The 17,625-nt window shown below is 64.4% G+C and carries 21 protein-coding genes; 10 read left to right on the top strand and 11 right to left on the bottom strand.

All coding sequences use genetic code 11. From position 1 onward, the window contains the following. Window positions 1-46 precede the first annotated feature (46 nt). Window positions 47-1,795, top strand: coding sequence for a DNA polymerase III subunit gamma/tau (locus tag V8J83_RS12810; RefSeq protein ID WP_339986781.1), 1,749 nt, complete (start codon window positions 47-49; stop codon window positions 1,793-1,795). Between the two features lie 41 nt (window positions 1,796-1,836). On the opposite strand, the gene V8J83_RS12805 is transcribed toward V8J83_RS12810, so the two are convergent. Continuing rightward, on the bottom strand, window positions 1,837-2,442 hold the full coding sequence (locus tag V8J83_RS12805; protein ID WP_339986780.1) for a histidine phosphatase family protein: 606 nt from the start codon (window positions 2,440-2,442) through the stop codon (window positions 1,837-1,839). A gap of 159 nt (window positions 2,443-2,601) precedes the next feature. Between V8J83_RS12805 and V8J83_RS12800 the strand changes: the two genes are divergently transcribed. Then, window positions 2,602-2,946, top strand: a complete 345-nt coding sequence (locus V8J83_RS12800; RefSeq protein WP_339986779.1) for a YbaB/EbfC family nucleoid-associated protein — start codon at window positions 2,602-2,604, stop codon at window positions 2,944-2,946. Window positions 2,947-2,950: 4 nt separating this feature from the next. Further along, window positions 2,951-3,550 carry a recombination mediator RecR gene (recR, locus tag V8J83_RS12795; protein ID WP_339986778.1) on the top strand — a complete coding sequence of 200 codons (600 nt, stop codon included), beginning with the start codon at window positions 2,951-2,953 and terminating at the stop codon, window positions 3,548-3,550. A 396-nt stretch (window positions 3,551-3,946) separates the two neighbouring features. On the opposite strand, the gene V8J83_RS12790 is transcribed toward recR, so the two are convergent. After that, complete coding sequence (locus V8J83_RS12790) at window positions 3,947-4,579, bottom strand: ribonuclease T2 family protein (RefSeq protein WP_339986777.1); 633 nt, start codon at window positions 4,577-4,579, stop codon at window positions 3,947-3,949. A 138-nt stretch (window positions 4,580-4,717) separates the two neighbouring features. On the opposite strand from V8J83_RS12790, the gene V8J83_RS12785 reads away from it, so the two are divergent. The 3 genes from V8J83_RS12785 to V8J83_RS12775 all read left to right on the top strand — a co-directional run bounded on the left by V8J83_RS12785 (window position 4,718) and on the right by V8J83_RS12775 (window position 6,900). Further along, window positions 4,718-5,482, top strand: a complete 765-nt coding sequence (locus tag V8J83_RS12785) for a DUF1013 domain-containing protein (protein ID WP_339986776.1) — start codon at window positions 4,718-4,720, stop codon at window positions 5,480-5,482. 211 nt (window positions 5,483-5,693) lie between these two features. Then, a complete protein-coding gene (locus tag V8J83_RS12780) occupies window positions 5,694-6,278 on the top strand; it encodes a DUF4453 domain-containing protein (RefSeq protein ID WP_339986775.1) in 585 nt (194 codons plus the stop codon). Between the two features lie 31 nt (window positions 6,279-6,309). Next, a complete protein-coding gene (locus tag V8J83_RS12775; protein ID WP_339986774.1) occupies window positions 6,310-6,900 on the top strand; it encodes a DUF4453 domain-containing protein in 591 nt (196 codons plus the stop codon). Window positions 6,901-6,909: 9 nt separating this feature from the next. Here V8J83_RS12775 and V8J83_RS12770 read toward each other — a convergent pair whose 3' ends face one another. The 3 genes from V8J83_RS12770 to clpS are packed head-to-tail and all read right to left on the bottom strand — an operon-like array spanning window position 6,910 to window position 9,129. Further along, complete coding sequence (locus V8J83_RS12770) at window positions 6,910-7,719, bottom strand: SDR family NAD(P)-dependent oxidoreductase (RefSeq protein WP_339986773.1); 810 nt, start codon at window positions 7,717-7,719, stop codon at window positions 6,910-6,912. A 42-nt stretch (window positions 7,720-7,761) separates the two neighbouring features. After that, window positions 7,762-8,757, bottom strand: a complete 996-nt coding sequence (locus V8J83_RS12765) for a class I SAM-dependent methyltransferase (RefSeq protein ID WP_339986772.1) — start codon at window positions 8,755-8,757, stop codon at window positions 7,762-7,764. A 12-nt stretch (window positions 8,758-8,769) separates the two neighbouring features. Then, window positions 8,770-9,129, bottom strand: a complete 360-nt coding sequence (clpS, locus tag V8J83_RS12760) for an ATP-dependent Clp protease adapter ClpS (protein WP_339986771.1) — start codon at window positions 9,127-9,129, stop codon at window positions 8,770-8,772. An 83-nt stretch (window positions 9,130-9,212) separates the two neighbouring features. Here clpS and V8J83_RS12755 point away from each other — a divergent pair, with 83 nt between their 5' ends. From V8J83_RS12755 to V8J83_RS12745, 3 genes are read left to right on the top strand one after another with little or no spacing between them, the layout of a single operon-like run. Beyond that, window positions 9,213-9,926 carry an HAD family hydrolase gene (locus V8J83_RS12755; protein WP_339986770.1) on the top strand — a complete coding sequence of 238 codons (714 nt, stop codon included), beginning with the start codon at window positions 9,213-9,215 and terminating at the stop codon, window positions 9,924-9,926. Then, entirely contained in the window at window positions 9,919-11,073 is a 1,155-nt protein-coding gene (locus tag V8J83_RS12750; protein WP_339986769.1) for an MFS transporter, read from the top strand. Before V8J83_RS12755 ends, V8J83_RS12750 begins: the two co-directional genes overlap by 8 nt. Window positions 11,074-11,122: 49 nt before the next feature. Then, the gene (locus V8J83_RS12745; RefSeq protein WP_339986768.1) at window positions 11,123-11,731 is read left to right on the top strand and encodes a CDP-alcohol phosphatidyltransferase family protein; all 609 of its coding nucleotides are present in this window, start codon (window positions 11,123-11,125) and stop codon (window positions 11,729-11,731) included. Here V8J83_RS12745 and V8J83_RS12740 read toward each other — a convergent pair. Next, entirely contained in the window at window positions 11,728-12,708 is a 981-nt protein-coding gene (locus tag V8J83_RS12740; RefSeq protein ID WP_339986767.1) for an NAD(P)H-quinone oxidoreductase, read from the bottom strand. The genes V8J83_RS12745 and V8J83_RS12740 overlap by 4 nt on opposite strands. A 74-nt stretch (window positions 12,709-12,782) precedes the next feature. Beyond that, window positions 12,783-13,472, bottom strand: coding sequence for a COQ9 family protein (locus tag V8J83_RS12735; protein ID WP_339986766.1), 690 nt, complete (start codon window positions 13,470-13,472; stop codon window positions 12,783-12,785). Window positions 13,473-13,576: 104 nt separating this feature from the next. On the opposite strand from V8J83_RS12735, the gene rpsU reads away from it, so the two are divergent. Further along, a complete protein-coding gene (gene rpsU, locus V8J83_RS12730; RefSeq protein ID WP_011457005.1) occupies window positions 13,577-13,783 on the top strand; it encodes a 30S ribosomal protein S21 in 207 nt (68 codons plus the stop codon). A 111-nt stretch (window positions 13,784-13,894) separates the two neighbouring features. Here rpsU and V8J83_RS12725 read toward each other — a convergent pair whose 3' ends face one another. The 4 genes from V8J83_RS12725 to V8J83_RS12710 form a co-directional block, all read right to left on the bottom strand. Beyond that, window positions 13,895-14,518 (bottom strand): hypothetical protein, encoded by a 624-nt coding sequence (locus tag V8J83_RS12725; RefSeq protein ID WP_339986765.1) that lies wholly within the window; start codon window positions 14,516-14,518, stop codon window positions 13,895-13,897. Beyond that, window positions 14,515-14,658 carry an aa3-type cytochrome c oxidase subunit IV gene (locus V8J83_RS12720; RefSeq protein WP_339986764.1) on the bottom strand — a complete coding sequence of 48 codons (144 nt, stop codon included), beginning with the start codon at window positions 14,656-14,658 and terminating at the stop codon, window positions 14,515-14,517. Before V8J83_RS12720 ends, V8J83_RS12725 begins: the two co-directional genes overlap by 4 nt. A gap of 132 nt (window positions 14,659-14,790) precedes the next feature. Further along, window positions 14,791-15,822 (bottom strand): MBL fold metallo-hydrolase, encoded by a 1,032-nt coding sequence (locus V8J83_RS12715; RefSeq protein WP_339986763.1) that lies wholly within the window; start codon window positions 15,820-15,822, stop codon window positions 14,791-14,793. A 9-nt stretch (window positions 15,823-15,831) separates the two neighbouring features. Continuing rightward, window positions 15,832-17,514 carry an acyl-CoA dehydrogenase gene (locus V8J83_RS12710; protein ID WP_339986762.1) on the bottom strand — a complete coding sequence of 561 codons (1,683 nt, stop codon included), beginning with the start codon at window positions 17,512-17,514 and terminating at the stop codon, window positions 15,832-15,834. Between the last annotated feature and the right edge of the window lie 111 nt (window positions 17,515-17,625).

Here is a 17,625-nt window from a genome sequence, read left to right as displayed (position 1 = left end):
ATCCGGGCCGCCTACCCTTGCCCGTGACCCGAAAAGACGGATTCCCATGAGCAGCGACGACCAACCCACCTATCAGGTTCTGGCCCGGAAATACCGGCCCGCCACCTTTGCCGATCTGATCGGACAGGAGGCGATGGTGCGCACGCTGAAGAACGCGTTCGAGGCCGACCGGATTGCGCAGGCTTTCATGCTGACCGGTATCCGCGGGACCGGCAAGACAACCACGGCGCGGATCATCGCCAAGGGGCTGAATTGCATCGGGCCGGACGGCGACGGCGGGCCGACCACGGACCCCTGCGGCGTGTGCGAGAATTGTGTGGCCATCGCCGAGGGGCGGCATGTCGACGTGATGGAGATGGATGCGGCCTCCAACACCGGCGTGCAGAATATCCGCGACGCGATCATCGAGACGGTGAGCTACCGGGCCGCGACAGCGCGCTACAAGATCTTCATCATCGACGAGGTTCACATGCTGTCGACGAGTGCGTTCAACGCGCTTTTGAAGACGCTGGAAGAGCCGCCCGCGCATGTGAAATTCCTGTTCGCCACGACCGAGATCCGCAAGGTTCCGGTCACCGTGTTGAGCCGGTGTCAGCGGTTTGACCTGCGCCGGATCGAGCCCGAGGTGATGATCGCGCATTTGCAGAAGGTGGCAGGCCTTGAAGGTGCCGCGATTGCCGAGGATGCGCTGGCGTTGATCACGCGGGCCGCCGAAGGGTCGGTGCGCGATGCCATGAGCCTCTTGGATCAGGCGATTGCCCATGGTGCGGGGGAGACGACGGCGGATCAGGTACGTGCGATGTTGGGCCTCGCCGATCGGGGCCGTGTGATGGACCTGTTCGAAGCGATCATGGCGGGAGATGCGGCAAAGGCGCTCGACGAATTGGGCGGGCAATATGCCGATGGGGCGGACCCTGTGGCGGTGCTGCGCGATCTGGCGGAGATCACGCATTGGTTGTCGGTGATCTCGATCACGGCGGAGGCGGCGGAGGATCCTACGATCTCGCCCGATGAGCGCACGCGGGGCTTGGCGCTGGCGGAGAAGTTGCCGATGCGGGTGCTGACCCGGATGTGGCAGATGCTTCTCAAGGCACTGGAAGAGGTGGCGATTGCGCCCAACGCGATGATGGCCGCCGAGATGGCCGTGATCCGCCTGACCCATGTGGCGGAATTGCCGAGCCCCGGTGATCTGGTGAAAAAACTGAGCCAGATGGAGCGCCCCACCGGCGGCGCGCCCTCGGGGGGCGGCGGCGGCGGAGGACCTGCGTTGGGACCCGGCCCGAAGGCGCGCACGACCGGGACCGCGCCGATGGGCGGCGGTGGGCCGCAGGCCGCGTTGGCGCCGCAGGCCGGTCCGGACCTGAGTGTTTATCCGACGTTCGAAAGCGTCGTGGCGCTGGTCGAACAGGCCCGCGATATCAAGCTGTTGATCGAGGTGAAAACGGGGCTTCGGCTGGTGTCCTACGCGCCCGGCCGGATCGAAGTGCAGACGACCGAGCGTGCGCCCAAAGACCTGATCCCCCGGCTGGGACGGATGTTGCAGACGGCCACCGGCGCGCGTTGGGGCATCACGGTCGCCGCCGAGGGTGGTGGCGAGACAATCGAAGAACAAGAACAGGCCAAGCGCAACGAGTTGGAGGCCGAAGTGACCGCGCATCCGTTGATGCAAGCGGTGTTGTCGCGCTTCCCGAACGCCAAGATTTCCGAGATCCGGTCGCACGCGGAAATCGAAGCCGAGGCGGCGGTTGAAGCGCTGGAAGAGGCGGAAGATTGGGATCCGTTTGAGGATGAGTGAGGGCGACACCTCATTTGACCATCGCCCGCACTGCTGACGGTCTAGGGCTGAGGCCAGGCATCCGGCGCAATCTCGCCAAGAACCTCAATCGTTCCATCGGCGACGCGCAGCACATAAGCGACCCCTTGCGGTTCAGGATAAATCCCCGTCACGGCTTCGAATGGATCGTCATGGCCCACAATGATGCGATTTGTCCCTGCTTCGATTGGGGCAGCGATCAAGGGCTCGACCCGCGACCGCATCGCTTCAAATTGGGCGTCTGTATACTCTTCAGCCGGCTCGAAATTCAGTGCGGCGTTTTCGGCATAGGTCCCGAAGGCGAGACCTGCCGTTTGCCATGCTCTACAATATTGGCTGGTCACAACGTCACCGACGGGGATGCCGTGGCCCTCGACCATCGCGCCGATATGGAGCGCTTGCTGCCAGCCGGTGCGGCTGAGCACGCGCTGGGTGGCGCAATTCAGGGGGTCTGCGGTGACCTGGTCCGCGTAGTCGGACTCGGTCTGGGCGTGGCGGATGTAAATAACGTGACCGCCGTCTTGTAGCGCGGCAATTAGCGCGTCTGGTGGTGCGTCCTGCGCGAGGGCTGGCAAGGAGGCCAATAGGGGGAGAAGCGGGGTCAGAGTCAGCACAATTCTGAGTGTCATCAGGTCCGGCCTTTCAAAGTTGAATGTCCGGGTGCCGATACGGTGCCTCGTATCGGGTCTCGCATTTCTGATTCTTTTTGTCAAGATTGCGTTGTCTTGCCGCCCTGCTCTGTGCAGCGTATCTGTTGGGCAGACATATTCCATCTGGAGAGCAGGACGATGATGAAGGGTTTGGGCGGTCTTGGCGACATGGCCAAGATGATGAAACAGGCGCAGGAATTGCAGGGCAAGATGGCCCAGATGCAAGACGACCTCGCCACGATGACGGTGCAGGGCGAAAGCGGCGCGGGGCTGGTGAAGGCGACGGCGACCGCGAAGGGTGAATTGACCGCTTTGGATATCGATCCGTCGATCTTCAACCAGGACGACAAGGAAGTGGTCGAGGACCTCATCCTGGCCGCGATCAAGGACGCGCAAAGCAAGGCGCGCGACAAGCACGACGAAGAAATGGGGCGCCTCACCGAGGAAATGGGTCTGCCCTCTGGCGTGAAAATGCCGTTCTAAGGTCTTGGCCGACACGCCCAAAGATATTGAAGAGCTGATCGGGATCATGGCCCGCTTGCCGGGGTTGGGGCCCCGGTCGGCGCGGCGTGCGGTCCTGACACTGATCAAGAAGCGCGGCGCGTTGATGCGACCGCTGGCCGAGACGATGGCGCGCGTGGCCGAGACGGCGCGCGAATGCGTGAATTGCGGGAACATCGGGACGGATGATCTGTGCGGGATCTGCGCCGATCAGCGCCGCGCGACGGGGGAATTGTGCGTGGTCGAGGATGTCGCCGATTTGTGGGCCATGGAGCGCGGCGGCGCGTTCAAGGGGCGCTATCATGTGTTGGGAGGCACGTTGTCGGCGCTTGATGATGTGGGGCCCGAGGATCTGCGGATCCCGCGGTTGAAGGGGCGAATGGCAGATGAGGGGATCACGGAGGTGATCCTGGCGCTGAACGCGACGGTCGATGGCCAGACGACGGCGCATTACATCGCCGACGAGTTGGCGGGGGCCGGTGTGAGCCTGACGTCGCTGGCCCAGGGGGTGCCGATCGGGGGGGAGTTGGATTTCCTCGACGATGGCACGATTTCCGCGGCGTTGCGCGCGCGAAAGGCGTTGTGACCGGTGTGTATATTGCGCAGCAAAGCTGCATTTTTTTGAGTGGATCGGCGCGGGTGGTGGCGTCAGGGCGTTATATGACCGTGGTGCCGAGGTTGAGCGCTCCGAGGCCTCCGGCGGAGGTTTTTCTGGCAAGATGAAAGGGTGTCACCCCATCCATCGGCCGGGGCCCAATCACTGGCCTGCTTCTCCGACGAATGGGGGTCTTCACCTTGCACGCCGAGTCGGTCCTCACCTATCGACGCGCCTTCATGGTGCCTTCTGACGCTTAAGGACCGGTAAAGCGCGTCTTTCATCTTGCCGGAAAACCTTCGGGGGAGTCGCTCCTGAAGGGAGCGGCGGGGGCAGACAGCCCCCTGCCTCAGTTTGCCACCCGGCGCAGAGGCGGCCCGCTTGCGGTCAGCGCATCGGAGAGAACAGGGCATCGGAGGAGGCGCAATCGCGGATCACGTCGCCACCGCAAGCGCGTGGTTCCATGTCGCGCGTCAGGCAGATGCGGATCTCCTGTATCCGGTTGGCCCGGCAGGTCACCGTCAGCATGTCCGCGTCCAGTTGCGGGTTCACCTCCAGGAAGGCCTCCTCGATCACGGCGGCGGGCAGGCGGACTTCGCGGTCGAGTTGGCGCAGAAGATCGGGGCGGGTGATGCTGTCGTAGGCCACGCGGCTGAGCGCGTAGTAATCGGCAGCCTCCAGACCGGTGCAAACGCCGTGTTTGCGCCATTGGTGCCAAGCGAGGCCGGAGCTGCCCATGATATCGGTCATCTCTCCGGTCATGCCCCGCGAGGGCGCGCGCAGTGCCGTGGGGCAATAGCTTGGCCAGCCGGTTTCATATTGCGGCCAGAGGCCATGCAGGGTGAAGCCGTATCCCTGCCCTGCGTCGCATTGCGGGCTGTCGCGATCATCGCCTTCAATCGCGCACCATGTTGGCGTCCAGCTCAGTGCGAGGACGTAGTAGTCAAACTCGCCCGCAGGCTCGCCCTCGGCCTGTGCCAGGCCCGCAGCGCAGATCAGCGCGCAAATCAGTCGTTTCATTCCGGGGGTTCCCTCGCCTGTCGATCACGCCTATATAGCGAGCGATTTCCCTGAAATCGAGGAACCGCGACGGCCCGGCCATCGCACCCGGCTCCACCGGTCTTTCCTCGTATGTGATGTGAGCCTTGGAGGCCTGATATGAACAAACCCATCATGGCGAAAGCCACAGCCGTCTGGTTGGTCGACAACACCACGCTGAGCTTCAAGCAGATCGGCGACTTCTGTGGCCTGCACGATCTTGAGGTGCAGGGGATTGCCGATGGCGATGTGGCTGCGGGCGTGAAGGGGTTCGACCCGATCGTGAACAATCAGCTGACGCAGGACGAGATCGACGCGGCGGAGAAGGATCCGTCACACAAGCTGAAGCTGAAGTTCTATGCCGCGGCTGTGGGCGAGGAAAAGCGGCGCGGGCCGCGGTATACGCCTTTGTCGAAGCGGCAGGACCGCCCGGCGTCGATCCTTTGGCTGGTGAAATTCCACCCGGAACTGACCGATGGGCAGATCTCCAAGCTGGTGGGCACGACGAAGCCGACGATCCAGGCGATCCGCGAGCGGACGCATTGGAACATCAACAACATCCAGCCGATTGATCCCGTGGCGCTGGGTCTGTGCAAGCAGACGGAATTGGATGCGGCGGTTCAGAAGGCCAATGCCAAGAAGGCCGTGGACGGCACGGCGATGACGGATGACGAGCGGCGCAAGCTGGTCTCGACCGAAACCTCGCTGTCGATGGATCCCGAACCGGCGGTTCCGGCGGCGATCGCGGGGCTTGAGACCTTCACGCTTGGCAGCGGCGATGACGAGAAGCCCGAGCCCGAGGTCACGCCGGACGCCGACAGCTTCTTCAACCTGCCCGAAGGCGGGGATGATGACGAGGACGACGACGATCAAGACGGCAAATAACGTCGCATGACCCCTTTGTGCACGCGTGCGCAGAGGGGTCAATCCCTTGTTTTAATTATAGAAAGCTGTTTTCGTTAACCTGATCTTAACCCGATGGTTAACGGCTGGTCCGCATTGGAGCGGTTTTGGGACCGCGCGGGGCCGCAAAGGCGACTTTGCTTCGGTCGGGAATCGGGTAAGCTTCGGCAAGACACCCGGAGCCGCTCGATAGATGAAACGCCTTGCGCTGATCCTGTTCCCTTTCTTGTATGGCGCACCGGCGACCGCGCAGACCGGCGCGTGGTGTCAGGAAATCTGGCTCAGCCGGAACACTGTCATGGACCGCGCGGGGCAGTGTTTCACCACGCCGCTGGGGCAGGCGATTTTCGACAATTCCGATTGCACCCCGGGGCGGCGCCCGCTTCTGCCGCTGGATGCGGAGATCGTGTCGCGGTTGCAGATGCTGGAGAACGATTTCGGCTGCGCCGTGGATATCTCTGCCACCGCACTTGACCCAAGCACCGCACCCTGGCTGGCGCGGTTGGCGGAGCTATGGACGGTGCCGATCCGGGCGGACACGGAACATGGCTGCGGCGGATATCGCGGGCCGGTGCGGGCGCTTCATGCAGGCATGTCCTCCAGCACCAGCGTCCTCGGGCAATTGGAGCCGGGGCAAAACTTCGGCTTTGCCCACGTGCCGATGCCCGCCGGGTGGGAATACATCACGGTCAGCGATGCCGATTTCAACCCGGTTGCCCATGGCTGGGTCCAGGGGATCGAAATGAGCGACGAGATTTGCGAGTGGATCGCGGGTTAGACTGAGGAACAATTCGTAAAGGGGATTTGAAATGCGACAGGGTTTTTTCAGGACGATCCTTGCGGTTTTGGGGATCAGCGCGGGCCTGAGCGCCCCGGCGGCGGCGTTGGATTTTTGCGAGGATGCGTGGCTGACGCGGAATTTGATCATTGATCGCTATGGCTATTGCTTCAACTCGACGCTTGGGCAGGCGTTGTTCGACAATTCGGACTGCTCGACGTCGCAGCCCAATCTGTCGGCGGAGGATGCGGAATTGGTCGGCTTCATTCGAGGCGGAGAAGAGCAGGTTGGGTGTTCGATCAACACCGGCGCGGGGCCATCGGCGGCGATGCGAGAGGCCCATGCATTTTACAACAGCCTGCAGGATATTCCCGCCACCGATCACCTTGGGTGGGCCTGCTGGGGCTATCGCGGCGCGCCGATCCCGGTGCGATCCGGCGCGTCCGACACCGCCCCGGTGATCGGAACGCTGCAACCCGGTCAGGGCATGGTGTCAGGATATTGGCCGAGGGGGCCGTTCATATTCGCGACAATCGTCACGGGCCCGTCCGGGTCAACACTGGCCCGGGGATGGATGCGCGCGCAAATCTCGGACGCCGATTGCGATCAGGTGGCCGGATAGGTCGCGGGATTAATGCGCAGCCGTGGTGACGCTATCGAGCAGGGTGCGGCCGCCGTCGACGGTGAGCGTTTCACCGGTGACGAAGCCCGCGCCATCGGAGGCGAGGAATTGCACCGCTGACGTGACCTCGCGCGCGGAGGCGATGCGGCCCAGCGGGGTGCATTCGCGGATCTCCTGCCGCAGGCCGTCGGTTTCGCTGAGGCTGTCCTTGAGACTGGCGGACATGACGGAGCCGAAGGCCACGCCGTTGACGCGGATGCGATGCGGGGCGAGGGCGACGGCAAGGCTGCGCGTGGCCTGATCCAGGGCGGCGGTGGCGATGGAATATCCCATCAGGTCGAGATGGGTGCGCCGGGCGGCAATCGACGACAGGTTGATGATCGAGCCTGCGGGGCCGTCTTCCTGTTCGGAGGCTTCGGCCTGGGCGATCATGCGTTTGGCCACCGCCTGCCCCAGACGCAGGGCGGTGAAGGTGTTTTGTTCCAGCATGGCCTCGACGGAGGTGTCATGGGGATCGAGCGGATCGGTTGTGAGGATCTGCCGGCTGGCATTCACAAGGATATCGATGCGGTCATAGGCGTCGATGGTGGCCGAAATCAGGTTCTCGATGGTCAGCCGTTCGCGCAGATCGCCCGCGAAGTAGCGGATGTTATCTTCGGCCCCGTCGATATCGCCACATTCGTCCTTGAGGCGCGCCTTGTCGCGGTCCGCCAGCATGACCTTGGCGCCCTGGTCGATGAAATGGCGCGCGATGGCAAGGCCCACGCCGTTGGCGGCGCCGGTGATGATGGCGGTTTTGCCCTGGATGGAAAGACCCATCTGGAAATCCTTTGGATGATTGAACTGGCGGTGGCCGGGGCTTTAACGCTTCGGGCGTTTGGGCTTTGCGGCCTCGTAGATCTTGTAGCCTTCGAGTTCTCCAAGCAGGCGGCCCGTTCCGAAGCACGCCTTGAGCGTATCTTCATAGGGCAAATGCCGGTTGGCGACCATGAAAAAGCGCCCCCTTGGCGTAAGGTTAGCTGCCGCCGCCTGAATGAAGGCGCGGCCAAGGTCGGGATCGGCGCGCCGCCCGGTGTGGAACGGCGGGTTGCATACGATGGCATCATAGGGCGTGTCGGCGGTGTAGCGGGTGACATCGGCCCAGTGGAAGCGGGCGCGCGGATCGTCGATGTTGATCTGCGCAGCCTCGCACATGGCGTGGTCGGCCTCGATCAGGTCGATTGTGTCGATACTGTCCTGCTCGGAAAGGATCTCACCCGCAATGTAGCCCCACCCGGCGCCGTAATCGGCCACACGCCCCGAGAGCGCGGGCACCAGTGCCACGAGGAGTTCGGAGCCACGGTCCGGCGCATCGACGGAGAAGCCGCCGGGGACGGTGACATAGCCTTCGTCGATCTCGGACGGCGCGGCGATCCAGTCCGCGACGGCATCGGGGATCGTATCGGGGCGGGTCAGCCACGCGAGTTTGCCATGGGATTTCGACATCACGCCGTCGAGGTCAAAGTGCGTTTTGAGCTGTTTGACGATGGCCTCAACGCCTTCCTCCTTCTGGCCGTCGACCATCAGGAGGCCACCGGGGGCGAGGTGGCCCAGCGCCTCGGCGACACCCGAAAGCGTACCCGCGCGGGATTTGGTGATCTGGACAAGGGCGGCGTCAAACGTGCCCTCGGCTTCGGTTACGACCTGAAGGCCGCGGGCAGTCAGGCGGTCGAAATCCGGCGCAAAGCCCTGCACGCAGGTGACGTCGCCCAATGCGGAGAAGTCCGCATCACTGCGCGCGCCCATGACCAGCACGGGACCGGAGGGCGGGTCGATATCGCCGCCCTCGATTGCAAGGATCCATCTGTCGGGGGTCATGGGGTGAGAGGATTATTCCTCTTTCTCCATCGTGCATTGCAGGGGATGCTGGTTGCGGCGGGCGAAATCCATCACCTGCGCGACCTTGGTTTCGGCGATCTCGTAGGAGAACACGCCAACGACGGCGAGGCCCTTCTTGTGTACGGTCAGCATGATCTCAACCGCTTGGCTATGCGTGATGCCGAAGAAGCGTTCGAGCACATGCACCACGAATTCCATCGGGGTGTAATCGTCGTTGAGCAACAGCACCTTGTACATCGGCGGACGCTGCGTCTTGGGTTTGGTCTTGGTCGCAAGCGACACATCACCGTCGCCGTTGCCGTCTTCGGTGTCATCGCGTTTGTCGGCCATCATGTACCAATCGGTCGTCATGTACTCGGAAATCCCGCTATCATCGCCTGCGCTGAGGCAGCATTATATAAGACGAATAGGGCAACAGAAAAGAGGGGCTGCGCGTGTCTGAGCTTAGCGTAATCGGATTCGATGCGGATGACACGCTGTGGCAGAACGAAAGTTTCTTCCGCATGACGGAGACGCGTTTCGCCGAACTGCTGGCCGATCATGCCGAGGGCGCGCACCTGAAGGAGCGCTTGTTGGAGGCGGAGCAGAAGAATGTCGGGCATTACGGGTTCGGGATCAAAGGCTTCATGTTGTCGATGATCGAGACGGCGGTGGAGGTGACCGAGGGCCGGGTCGATGGAAAGGTTGTCGGGCAAATCCTTGAGATGGGGCAGGAGATGCTGCGCCACCCGATCGAATTGCTGCCCCATGTCGAAGGGACGTTGGGCGCGTTGGCGGATCGCTATCCGCTGATCCTGATCACCAAGGGCGATCTGCTGCATCAGGAGCAGAAGCTGGCCGCAAGCGGGTTGGGCGACATGTTCGCGGGCGTGGAGATCGTGTCGGACAAGGTGCCCGATGTATATACGCGCGCCTTCGCCGACCATGGTGGCGCGCGCCGCGCGATGATGATCGGCAATTCGATGAAATCCGACGTGGTCCCGGCTTTGGACGCGGGCGCATGGGCCGTCTATGTGCCCCATGGCCTGACCTGGGCTCTGGAACACGCGGAGACGCCGGAGGGGCATCCGCGCTATCATGAATTGCCCGATCTGGGGGGCTTGCCCGCCCATGTGGAGGCGGTGGAGGCGGCGGCGAGGGTTGCGTGATCGCTGGCCGATCATCGCGGCGCTGGGGATTGTGCAGATCCTGACCTGGGGCAGTTCGTTCTACCTTTTGTCGATCCTGGGCCAGCCCATCGCGGCGGACACCGGATGGCCGGGATTGGCGGTTATGGGCGGAATTTCCCTGGCGCTTGTGATCTCGGGGCTGGCCGCCAAGCCGGTCGGGCGCGCGATATACTTGCGCGGCGGGCGCGCGGTGATGGCGGGCGGCGTGGGGTTGATGAGCCTTGGCCTTTTGGTGATGGCATGGGCGCCGGGCGTGCTGGTGTACCTGGCGGCGTGGATCATCGTGGGCCTTGCGATGGCGGCGTCGCTCTATGAGGCGGCGTTTTCCACGCTCAGCCGGATCTTCGGCGGCGATGCGCGGCGGGCGATCACCGCGCTGACGCTGTTGGGCGGGTTCAGCGCGACGATCTGCTGGCCGCTGTCGGCGGTGTTGGTCGAGGCCTGGGGCTGGCGCGGGGCCTGCATGGCCTATGCGGCGCTGCACCTGTGCATCAGCCTGCCGCTGTGCCTAGGGCTGCTGCCGCACGCGCCCCGGATGGCAGCGGGCAAACCGCCGCCTGCGCCGGAGCCCATCGGCTGGCGGGCGCCGCAATTGCAGGCGCTGGCCGTCGCGGGCGTGTGCCTTGTGTTCATCTTCTCGACCATCGCGCTGCACCTGCCGCCGATCCTGATCGCCAGCGGATACAGCCTTGCGGTGGCGGCGGCCCTGGGCGCGCTGATCGGCCCTTCACAAGTCAGCGCACGCCTGTTGGAGATGCTTGGCGGCGGGCGGCATTCGGCCGTTGTCACGATGCTGGTCTCGACCATCGCGGTCTGTGCGGGGTTGTTGAGCCTGTCGTTCGGCGCGCCCGCGGCTTTGTGCCTGATCGTCTATGGCGGCGGGCTCGGACTGTGGACCATCGCGCGCGGCACCGTGCCGCTTGAGACGTTCGGGGCAGAGCGGTATCCGGCGACGATGGCGCGGCTGGCCTTGCCGGTTTTGACCGCCTCGGCCCTTGCGCCGATTGCGGGTCAGGCGATGCTGCCCGTGCTGGGGCCGGTCGGAACGTTGCAGGGCCTCGGCGGTCTGGCGCTTGTGCCCTGCGCGATGGCGGTGATGTTGTGGCGGCTTCGTCACCGCACCTGACTTATCTGTGCATTGACGCCACCACCCTGCCCCTTTTAAGGGGTCGCGCATGATAGATGCCCGACTTGTTCCGCTACAAAGCGCCTTGATGGAGCCGCTGGCCCGCGCTTTGGTCGCGCGGGGCGTACGGGCGGATCAGATCACCCTCGCGGGCTGCGGGATCGGTCTTCTGGCGACGGTCGCGGCCGGGTTCGGGATCTTTTGGCTGGCACTTTTGGGGCTGGCGCTGAACCGGTTGGCCGATGGGCTTGACGGGGCCGTGGCGCGGATGACGACGCCAACGGATCGCGGTGCGTTTCTGGACATCACGCTGGACTTCGTCTTCTACGCGGCGTTTCCGTTGGGATTCATCCTGTTCGACCCGGCGGCCAATGCGGTGCCGGGGGCGGTGTTGATGGCGAGTTTCATCCTGACGGGGACATCGTTTTTGGCGTTTTCGATCATCGCCGAGCGGCGCGGGATGGCGTCGGAGGACTATCCGACCAAGGGGATCTACTATCTTGGCGGGCTCGCCGAAGGGGCCGAGACGATCACGGTATTTGTGGCGTTCTGCCTTTTCCCACAGGCGTTTGCGTGGATCGCGTGGGGTTTTACCGCCGTGTGCCTGATCACCGCGGCGACACGGTTGGCTGCCGGGTGGGCGGCGTTCGGACGCTAGAGCTTCAGCATGATCTTCCCGATATGCGCGCTGCTTTCCATGCGGGCGTGCGCCTTGGCCGCGTCTTGCAGCGCGAAGGTCTGATCCATGACGGGGGCCACGCGACCCGAATCCAACAAAGGCCAGACCTTTTCGCGCAGCTCGGCGGCGATGGCGGCCTTGGCGCCGTCGGATTGCGGGCGCAGGGTGGAGCCCGAGATCGTTAGGCGGCGGACCATGAGTTGGGCGAAGTTCAGTTCCACCTTCGGGCCTTGCAGGAAAGCGATCTGTTGCAGGTGTCCGTCATCGGCCAGCGCTTTGACGTTGCGCGGCAGGTAGGGCCCGCCGACCATGTCGAGGATCACGTCCGCCCCGCCTTCGGCACGCAGGATGTCGACGAAATCCTCGTCGCGGTAATTGATCGCGCGCTCGGCCCCCAGCGCGGTGCAGGCGGCGCATTTCTCGGTCGAGCCGGCGGTGGTAAAGACGCGTGCGCCGAAGGCCTTGGCGAGTTGGATCGCGGTCGTGCCGATCCCGGACGAGCCGCCGTGGACAAGAAAGCGCTGCCCCGCCGTCAGGCCCGCGCGCATGAACACGTTGGTCCAGACGGTGAAAAACGTCTCGGGCAGGGCTGCGGCCTGCGCCATGGTGAGACCCATAGGCACGGCGAGCGCGTGGTCTTGATGGGTGGTGGCAAATTCCGCGTAGCCGCCGCCGGGCAAAAGCGCGCAGACCTTGTCGCCGGGCGTCCAGCGGGTGACGCCGGGGCCGATGGCCTCGACTGTGCCTGCGGCCTCAAGCCCGGGCAGGTCGGAGGCGCCCTTGGGCGGCGCGTAGCTTCCGGCGCGTTGCAGGGCGTCGGGGCGGTTCACACCGGCATGGTCGATACGGATCAGGATCTGCTCGGCGCCGGGGCTTGGCACGGGGCGCTCGCACAGGCGCAGGACCTCTGGCCCTCCGGGTTTGGCAATCTCGATCGCGCGCATCATCTCGGCCATGTTTCCCTCCGCTGTGGTTGCGTGCATCTCACGCCACGCGGGGCGGCGACACAAGGCCAAAGCGGCGCTGGCGGTCAGCGCGGCGATGGGGGCCAGCGGCCCGGCAGATCATCAGGCGCACGCTGCGCAGGGGCTTTGACGGACGCCGCGAAGCGTTCCAGGCCCTGCGCAAAGGGTTTCAGAAGCGCGTTGGAGCGCACCCGCGCCTTCATCTGCTCGAACCGCATGACATCTTCGATGCGACGGTCGAGAAAGCCCCAGGTCGCGCTATGCCCTTCCGACCCGTCGCCCAGCCAGAACAACACGGTCGCGGAATAGACGCCCGAGAGCGTGGCGCGTTTGGTGTACCAGTTGAGATCCTCGGACGTGTCGCCGAGCCCCGTCCAGATCGTGTCGGCGGTTTCCCACACAAGACGCGCGCCGTCGGCGGCGTAGATCGGCAGGGCAAAGAGAGTGGCGCCGCGACGGACGGCTTCCTTGTCGTCTTCGACCGCATCGAGGCGCGCCTTTACGGCCCATGTCACTTTTTCGCGGAAGCGCATGCCCGACAGGTCGGTCTGCGCCAGTCGCGTGGCCAGCGCCCGGTCGCCGCGCCGGTGAAACGCCAGTGCCAGATCCACGGCCCCGCGCGGGAACAGAGCGCGGGCCTCGGCCATGGGCACATCGGCATCCTGCGCGGCGGCGGTGAAGCTGGTCTCGGTCCAGCCGTCGAAGGGGACGTGCATCATCGCCGCATCGAGGATTGCATTGCTTTGATCGGTCATCTCGGGCCTCCGTTGCGCCATGGTGGACAAGATAGGGGGCGCTTGCTATACGGCCCCTTCCTGCACTTCCGTTCAATTCTAACCTAGAAAGGTGGTGACACCACATGCAGGTCAGTGTTCGCGACAACAACGTCGATCAGGCACTCCGCGCTCTGAAGAAAAAACTTCAGCGTGAAGGCGTCTTTCGTGAGATGAAGCTCAAGCAGCATTACGAAAAGCCGTCGGAAAAGCGCGCGCGCGAGAAGGCTGAAGCCATCCGCCGTGCCCGCAAGCTGGCGCGCAAGAAATTGCAGCGCGAAGGTATGCTGTAAGGCAATCTTTCCGGGGTCGACCCGCGAATCAGAAAACGAAAAACCCCCGAGGCCTGGCCGCGGGGGTTTTGTTTTGTGCGCTGTGCAGAGCGCTGCAACGGATCAGCGGCGTCAGTTGACGGCGGCGACCTGCGCGGCGAGGACCGCATCGGAGCCGTCCTGCTCATCAGAGATCGTGCCTTCGACCAGCCGGTAGGTGACGCCGGGCAATTGCGCGAATTGTTCCATCGTGCGGTTCGGGAAGAAGCCGGGCGTGACGGTGCCGAAGCCCGGAGTGTTCGACAGGATCTCGGTGATCGAGCGCGAGCAATAGGCCGGAGCGACGGGGCCATAGGCCTGAACCGCCTGGCTCAGCTGCGCGGCAACGGCAGGCGAGACTTCGATGGTGTGCATATGTGCCTCGAACACGCCGTTCGATTGGAACGCGAGATAGAGGTCCATGTAGCCCGGCGTCATGCCGAACAGCACATCGTTGCGTTCGGGAATGCCGGGATTGTGCCAATTGCCCGCCGGATCAAACAGCAGCCGCTGCGCCCCGTCGATCAGAAGCGCCGAATGCGCGCCCGAGCCGTTGCTGGTATTGACGGAGGTGATCAGGGTCACGGTGGTGGGCCCCGCCGGCACATAGGTGGCCTGCGACACGGCCACATCGGAATCCCACACGGATTCGCCGACACACCCCGCCAGCGCGAAGGCAATCAGGCCCGCCGCCGCAATACGCAGAGTGGTGTTCATGTGGCGAAGATTGCCAGGCCGATGACGATCAGGATCGAGATGATGGCCACATTCGTGGACCACTTCACGAAGCCGTCGAATGTCTTTTCCTGATCACGGATATCCATTTCACCGTGCTTGTGGTCGTGATTGTCGGCCATGGGTCTGGTCCTTCATGTCCTTGGGAATGCGTTTCGGGGAGGAATATCGCAGATTGACGAAGCTGTCAGCCCCAAGCGGCTGTGGCGTCAAGCCGCGACCGGAGGGCGGTGCGGCGCGTCATGGCGACAGGGTCAGACGAGGCTGTATTCCCAGGCCCCGTCGGCATTGCGCGCGCGGGTCACGGCGCCGATGCGATAGAGGTGGTTGAGGTGCGCCACGGCCTCCACCAGTGCAAGGCCATAGGTGCCGTCGTCGATCGTGCGTTTGAACAGCGGCGAGAAGCAATCTGCGGCGGTGCGGGGCTGCGTCGAGATATGGTTGCGCAGCCGGTCCAGCGCATTGTGGTGGTTGTCGATCAATTGCCGCATGCGCGACGGCAGGCCCGTGAAGGGCAGTTTGTGGCCGGGCAGCACCAATTGGGTCTCTCGCGCATGGGGCTGCAGCGCTTCGCAAGCCGCCATCCAGTCGCCCACGGGGTCCGCGCCGGGTTCGGTCGCGTAGACGCCGATATTGGGTGAGATCGTGGCCAGAAGCTGATCCCCGCCGATGACGAGGGTGTCGTCGCGGCTCCAGAAGGTCGCGTGGTCGGGGGCATGGCCGTGACCAAAGCGGATGTCCCAGGTCCGACCGCCCATGTCGATGGTGTCGCCCTCGATCAGGCGGGTGAAGCCAAGCGGCATCGGGTGGACGACATCGGCGAAGTTGAACGGACGCTCGGAGCGGCGTTTGTCCAGCACGTCGGGGGCCATGCCCGCGTCGATCCAGAACTGCACCTGCTCGTCGGTGGCGTGCGCCTGTTCATCGAGCGTGAGCATGCGGGAAAACAGCCACGCGGTGCGGGTCATGCAAAGCTCCACCCCGCGCGCCTGGAACCAACCGGCGAGGCCGACATGGTCGGGGTGGTGATGGGTGACGATCAGGCGGCGCACCGGGGCCCCGGCCAGCGGTCCGTCGAACACGGCCTCCCACAGCGCGCGGGTGCGTTTGGTGTTGAGCCCGGTGTCGATCACCGTCCAGCCATCGGCATCGCGCAGGGCGTAGGCGTTGACATGGTCGAGCACCATCGGCAGCGAGATCCGCAGCCACAGGACACCGTCGGCGACCTCGACCGCGTCGGAGGCGGCGGGGGTCTGTTCGAACGGGGTTCTGATCGGGGCGGTCATGGGCCGGGCTTACGCCGCCAGATCATCGGGCGAAAGGTCATAAAGCCCGTCCGAGCCGCAGCGCGCCTGGGCCATCATCGCCTGCGCTTCGGGCAGGAGGCGGGTGATGTAGAACTGCGCCAGCGCTGTGCGGGGACCGTCGCCGGATGCGGCGGCGGCCTTGGCGTGGTAATGCGCCCCGAGCACGCGGGCATAGGCCATCAGGAACGGCACCGCGCCGCCGAACCGGTCGCCCATGTCGCGGGCGAGGATATCGTGCGTCGTTTCGCGCAGGGCCTCGACCACCGGGCGGATCACCGGGGCGAAGGCACCGTCGGTGGCGGCGATTTCATCGAGCAGGGCGAAGGCGGCCTCTCCGCCATCCATCAGCTTTCGGCCCGCAAGGTCCATCGCCTGAATGCCGTTGGTGCCCTCGTAGATCGCGGCGACGCGGACATCGCGGGCATATTGGGCGGCGCCGGTTTCCTCGATGAAGCCCATGCCGCCGTGGACCTGAATGCCGATGTTGGCGACCTTGATGCCGGTCTCGGTCCCGTAGGCCTTGGCGATGGGGGTCAGGAAGGCGGCGCGGGCGTCGGCCTTTGCGTCGCCGGTCTTGGCGAGGTCGATGGACACCGCAAGATCAAGCGCCATGGCGCGGGCGGCGAAGCTTTCGGCCTTCATGTCCATCAGCATACGGCGGACATCGGCATGGTCGACGATGGCGCCGGTCGGGCCCTGGGTCTTGCCCTGCTTGCGGTCGAGCGCATAGCTCAGCGCGTGCTGATAGGCGGCATCGGCGATGGAGACGCCCTGCACCGCGACGCCGAGGCGGGCGTTGTTCATCATCGTGAACATCGCGGCGAGCCCGGCGTTTTCCGCTCCGATCAGCCAGCCGGTCGCGCCATCGTATTGCATCACGCATGTCGGCGAGCCATGCAGGCCCATCTTGTGTTCCAGGCTGACCACCTTGAGCGTGTTTGCGACGCCGGGCGTGCCATCGGCATCCGGAATTTTCTTAGGAACGAGGAACAGGCTGATCCCCTTGGTGCCCGAGGGTGCGTCGGGCAGTCGGGCGAGGACCAGATGCACAATGTTGTCGGTGAAGTCGTTGTCGCCCCAGGAAATGTAGATCTTCTGCCCGGAGACAGCGTAGGTGCCATCGCCGTTCGGCACGGCCTTGGAGGTCAGCGCGCCGACGTCGGAACCAGCCTGCGGCTCGGTCAGGTTCATCGTGCCGCACCATTCCCCGGAGATCAGCTTGGGCAGATACAGCGCCTTGATGTCGTCGGAGGCGTGATGCTCCAACGCCTCGATCTGGCCCTGCGTCATCAGCGGGTTCAGTTCCAGCGAGAGGCAAGCCCCACCGATCATCTCGTTCACGGCGGTGGTGACAGTATGCGGCAGGCCCAGCCCACCGTATTCGGGATCGGCTGAGATGCCCATGAACCCCGCCTCGGCCAGCGCATGGTAGCCGTCGCCCATGCCCGGAGCGGTGCGCACGATGCCGTTCTCAAGCGTCGCGGGGTGGAGATCACTTGGGCGGTTGAGCGGCGCGATCACCTCTTCGCAGATACGGCCCGCTTCGGTCAGCATGGCCTGCACGATATCGCTGGAGGCGTCGGCGAAGAGGTCGGCGTTCTGGACACGGTCGAAGCCAACGACGTGGTCCAGACAGAAGGAAATGTCCCCTACGGGTGCGCGGTACGGCATGGTGTTGGCTCCTCCCTCGTGGTTTGCGAAAGCGCGTCGATTGCGCTAGGGGCGATGTTCCACAGGGTAAGACCTAGGGTCGCCGCCCAAGTTTAAGCAACTTCAACGTTA

Origin of the sequence: Gymnodinialimonas ulvae (genome assembly GCF_037543845.1) — a bacterium.
Taxonomy (GTDB): Bacteria; Pseudomonadota; Alphaproteobacteria; order Rhodobacterales; family Rhodobacteraceae; genus Gymnodinialimonas; species Gymnodinialimonas ulvae.
This window is presented reverse-complemented; position numbering and strand designations above follow the sequence as displayed.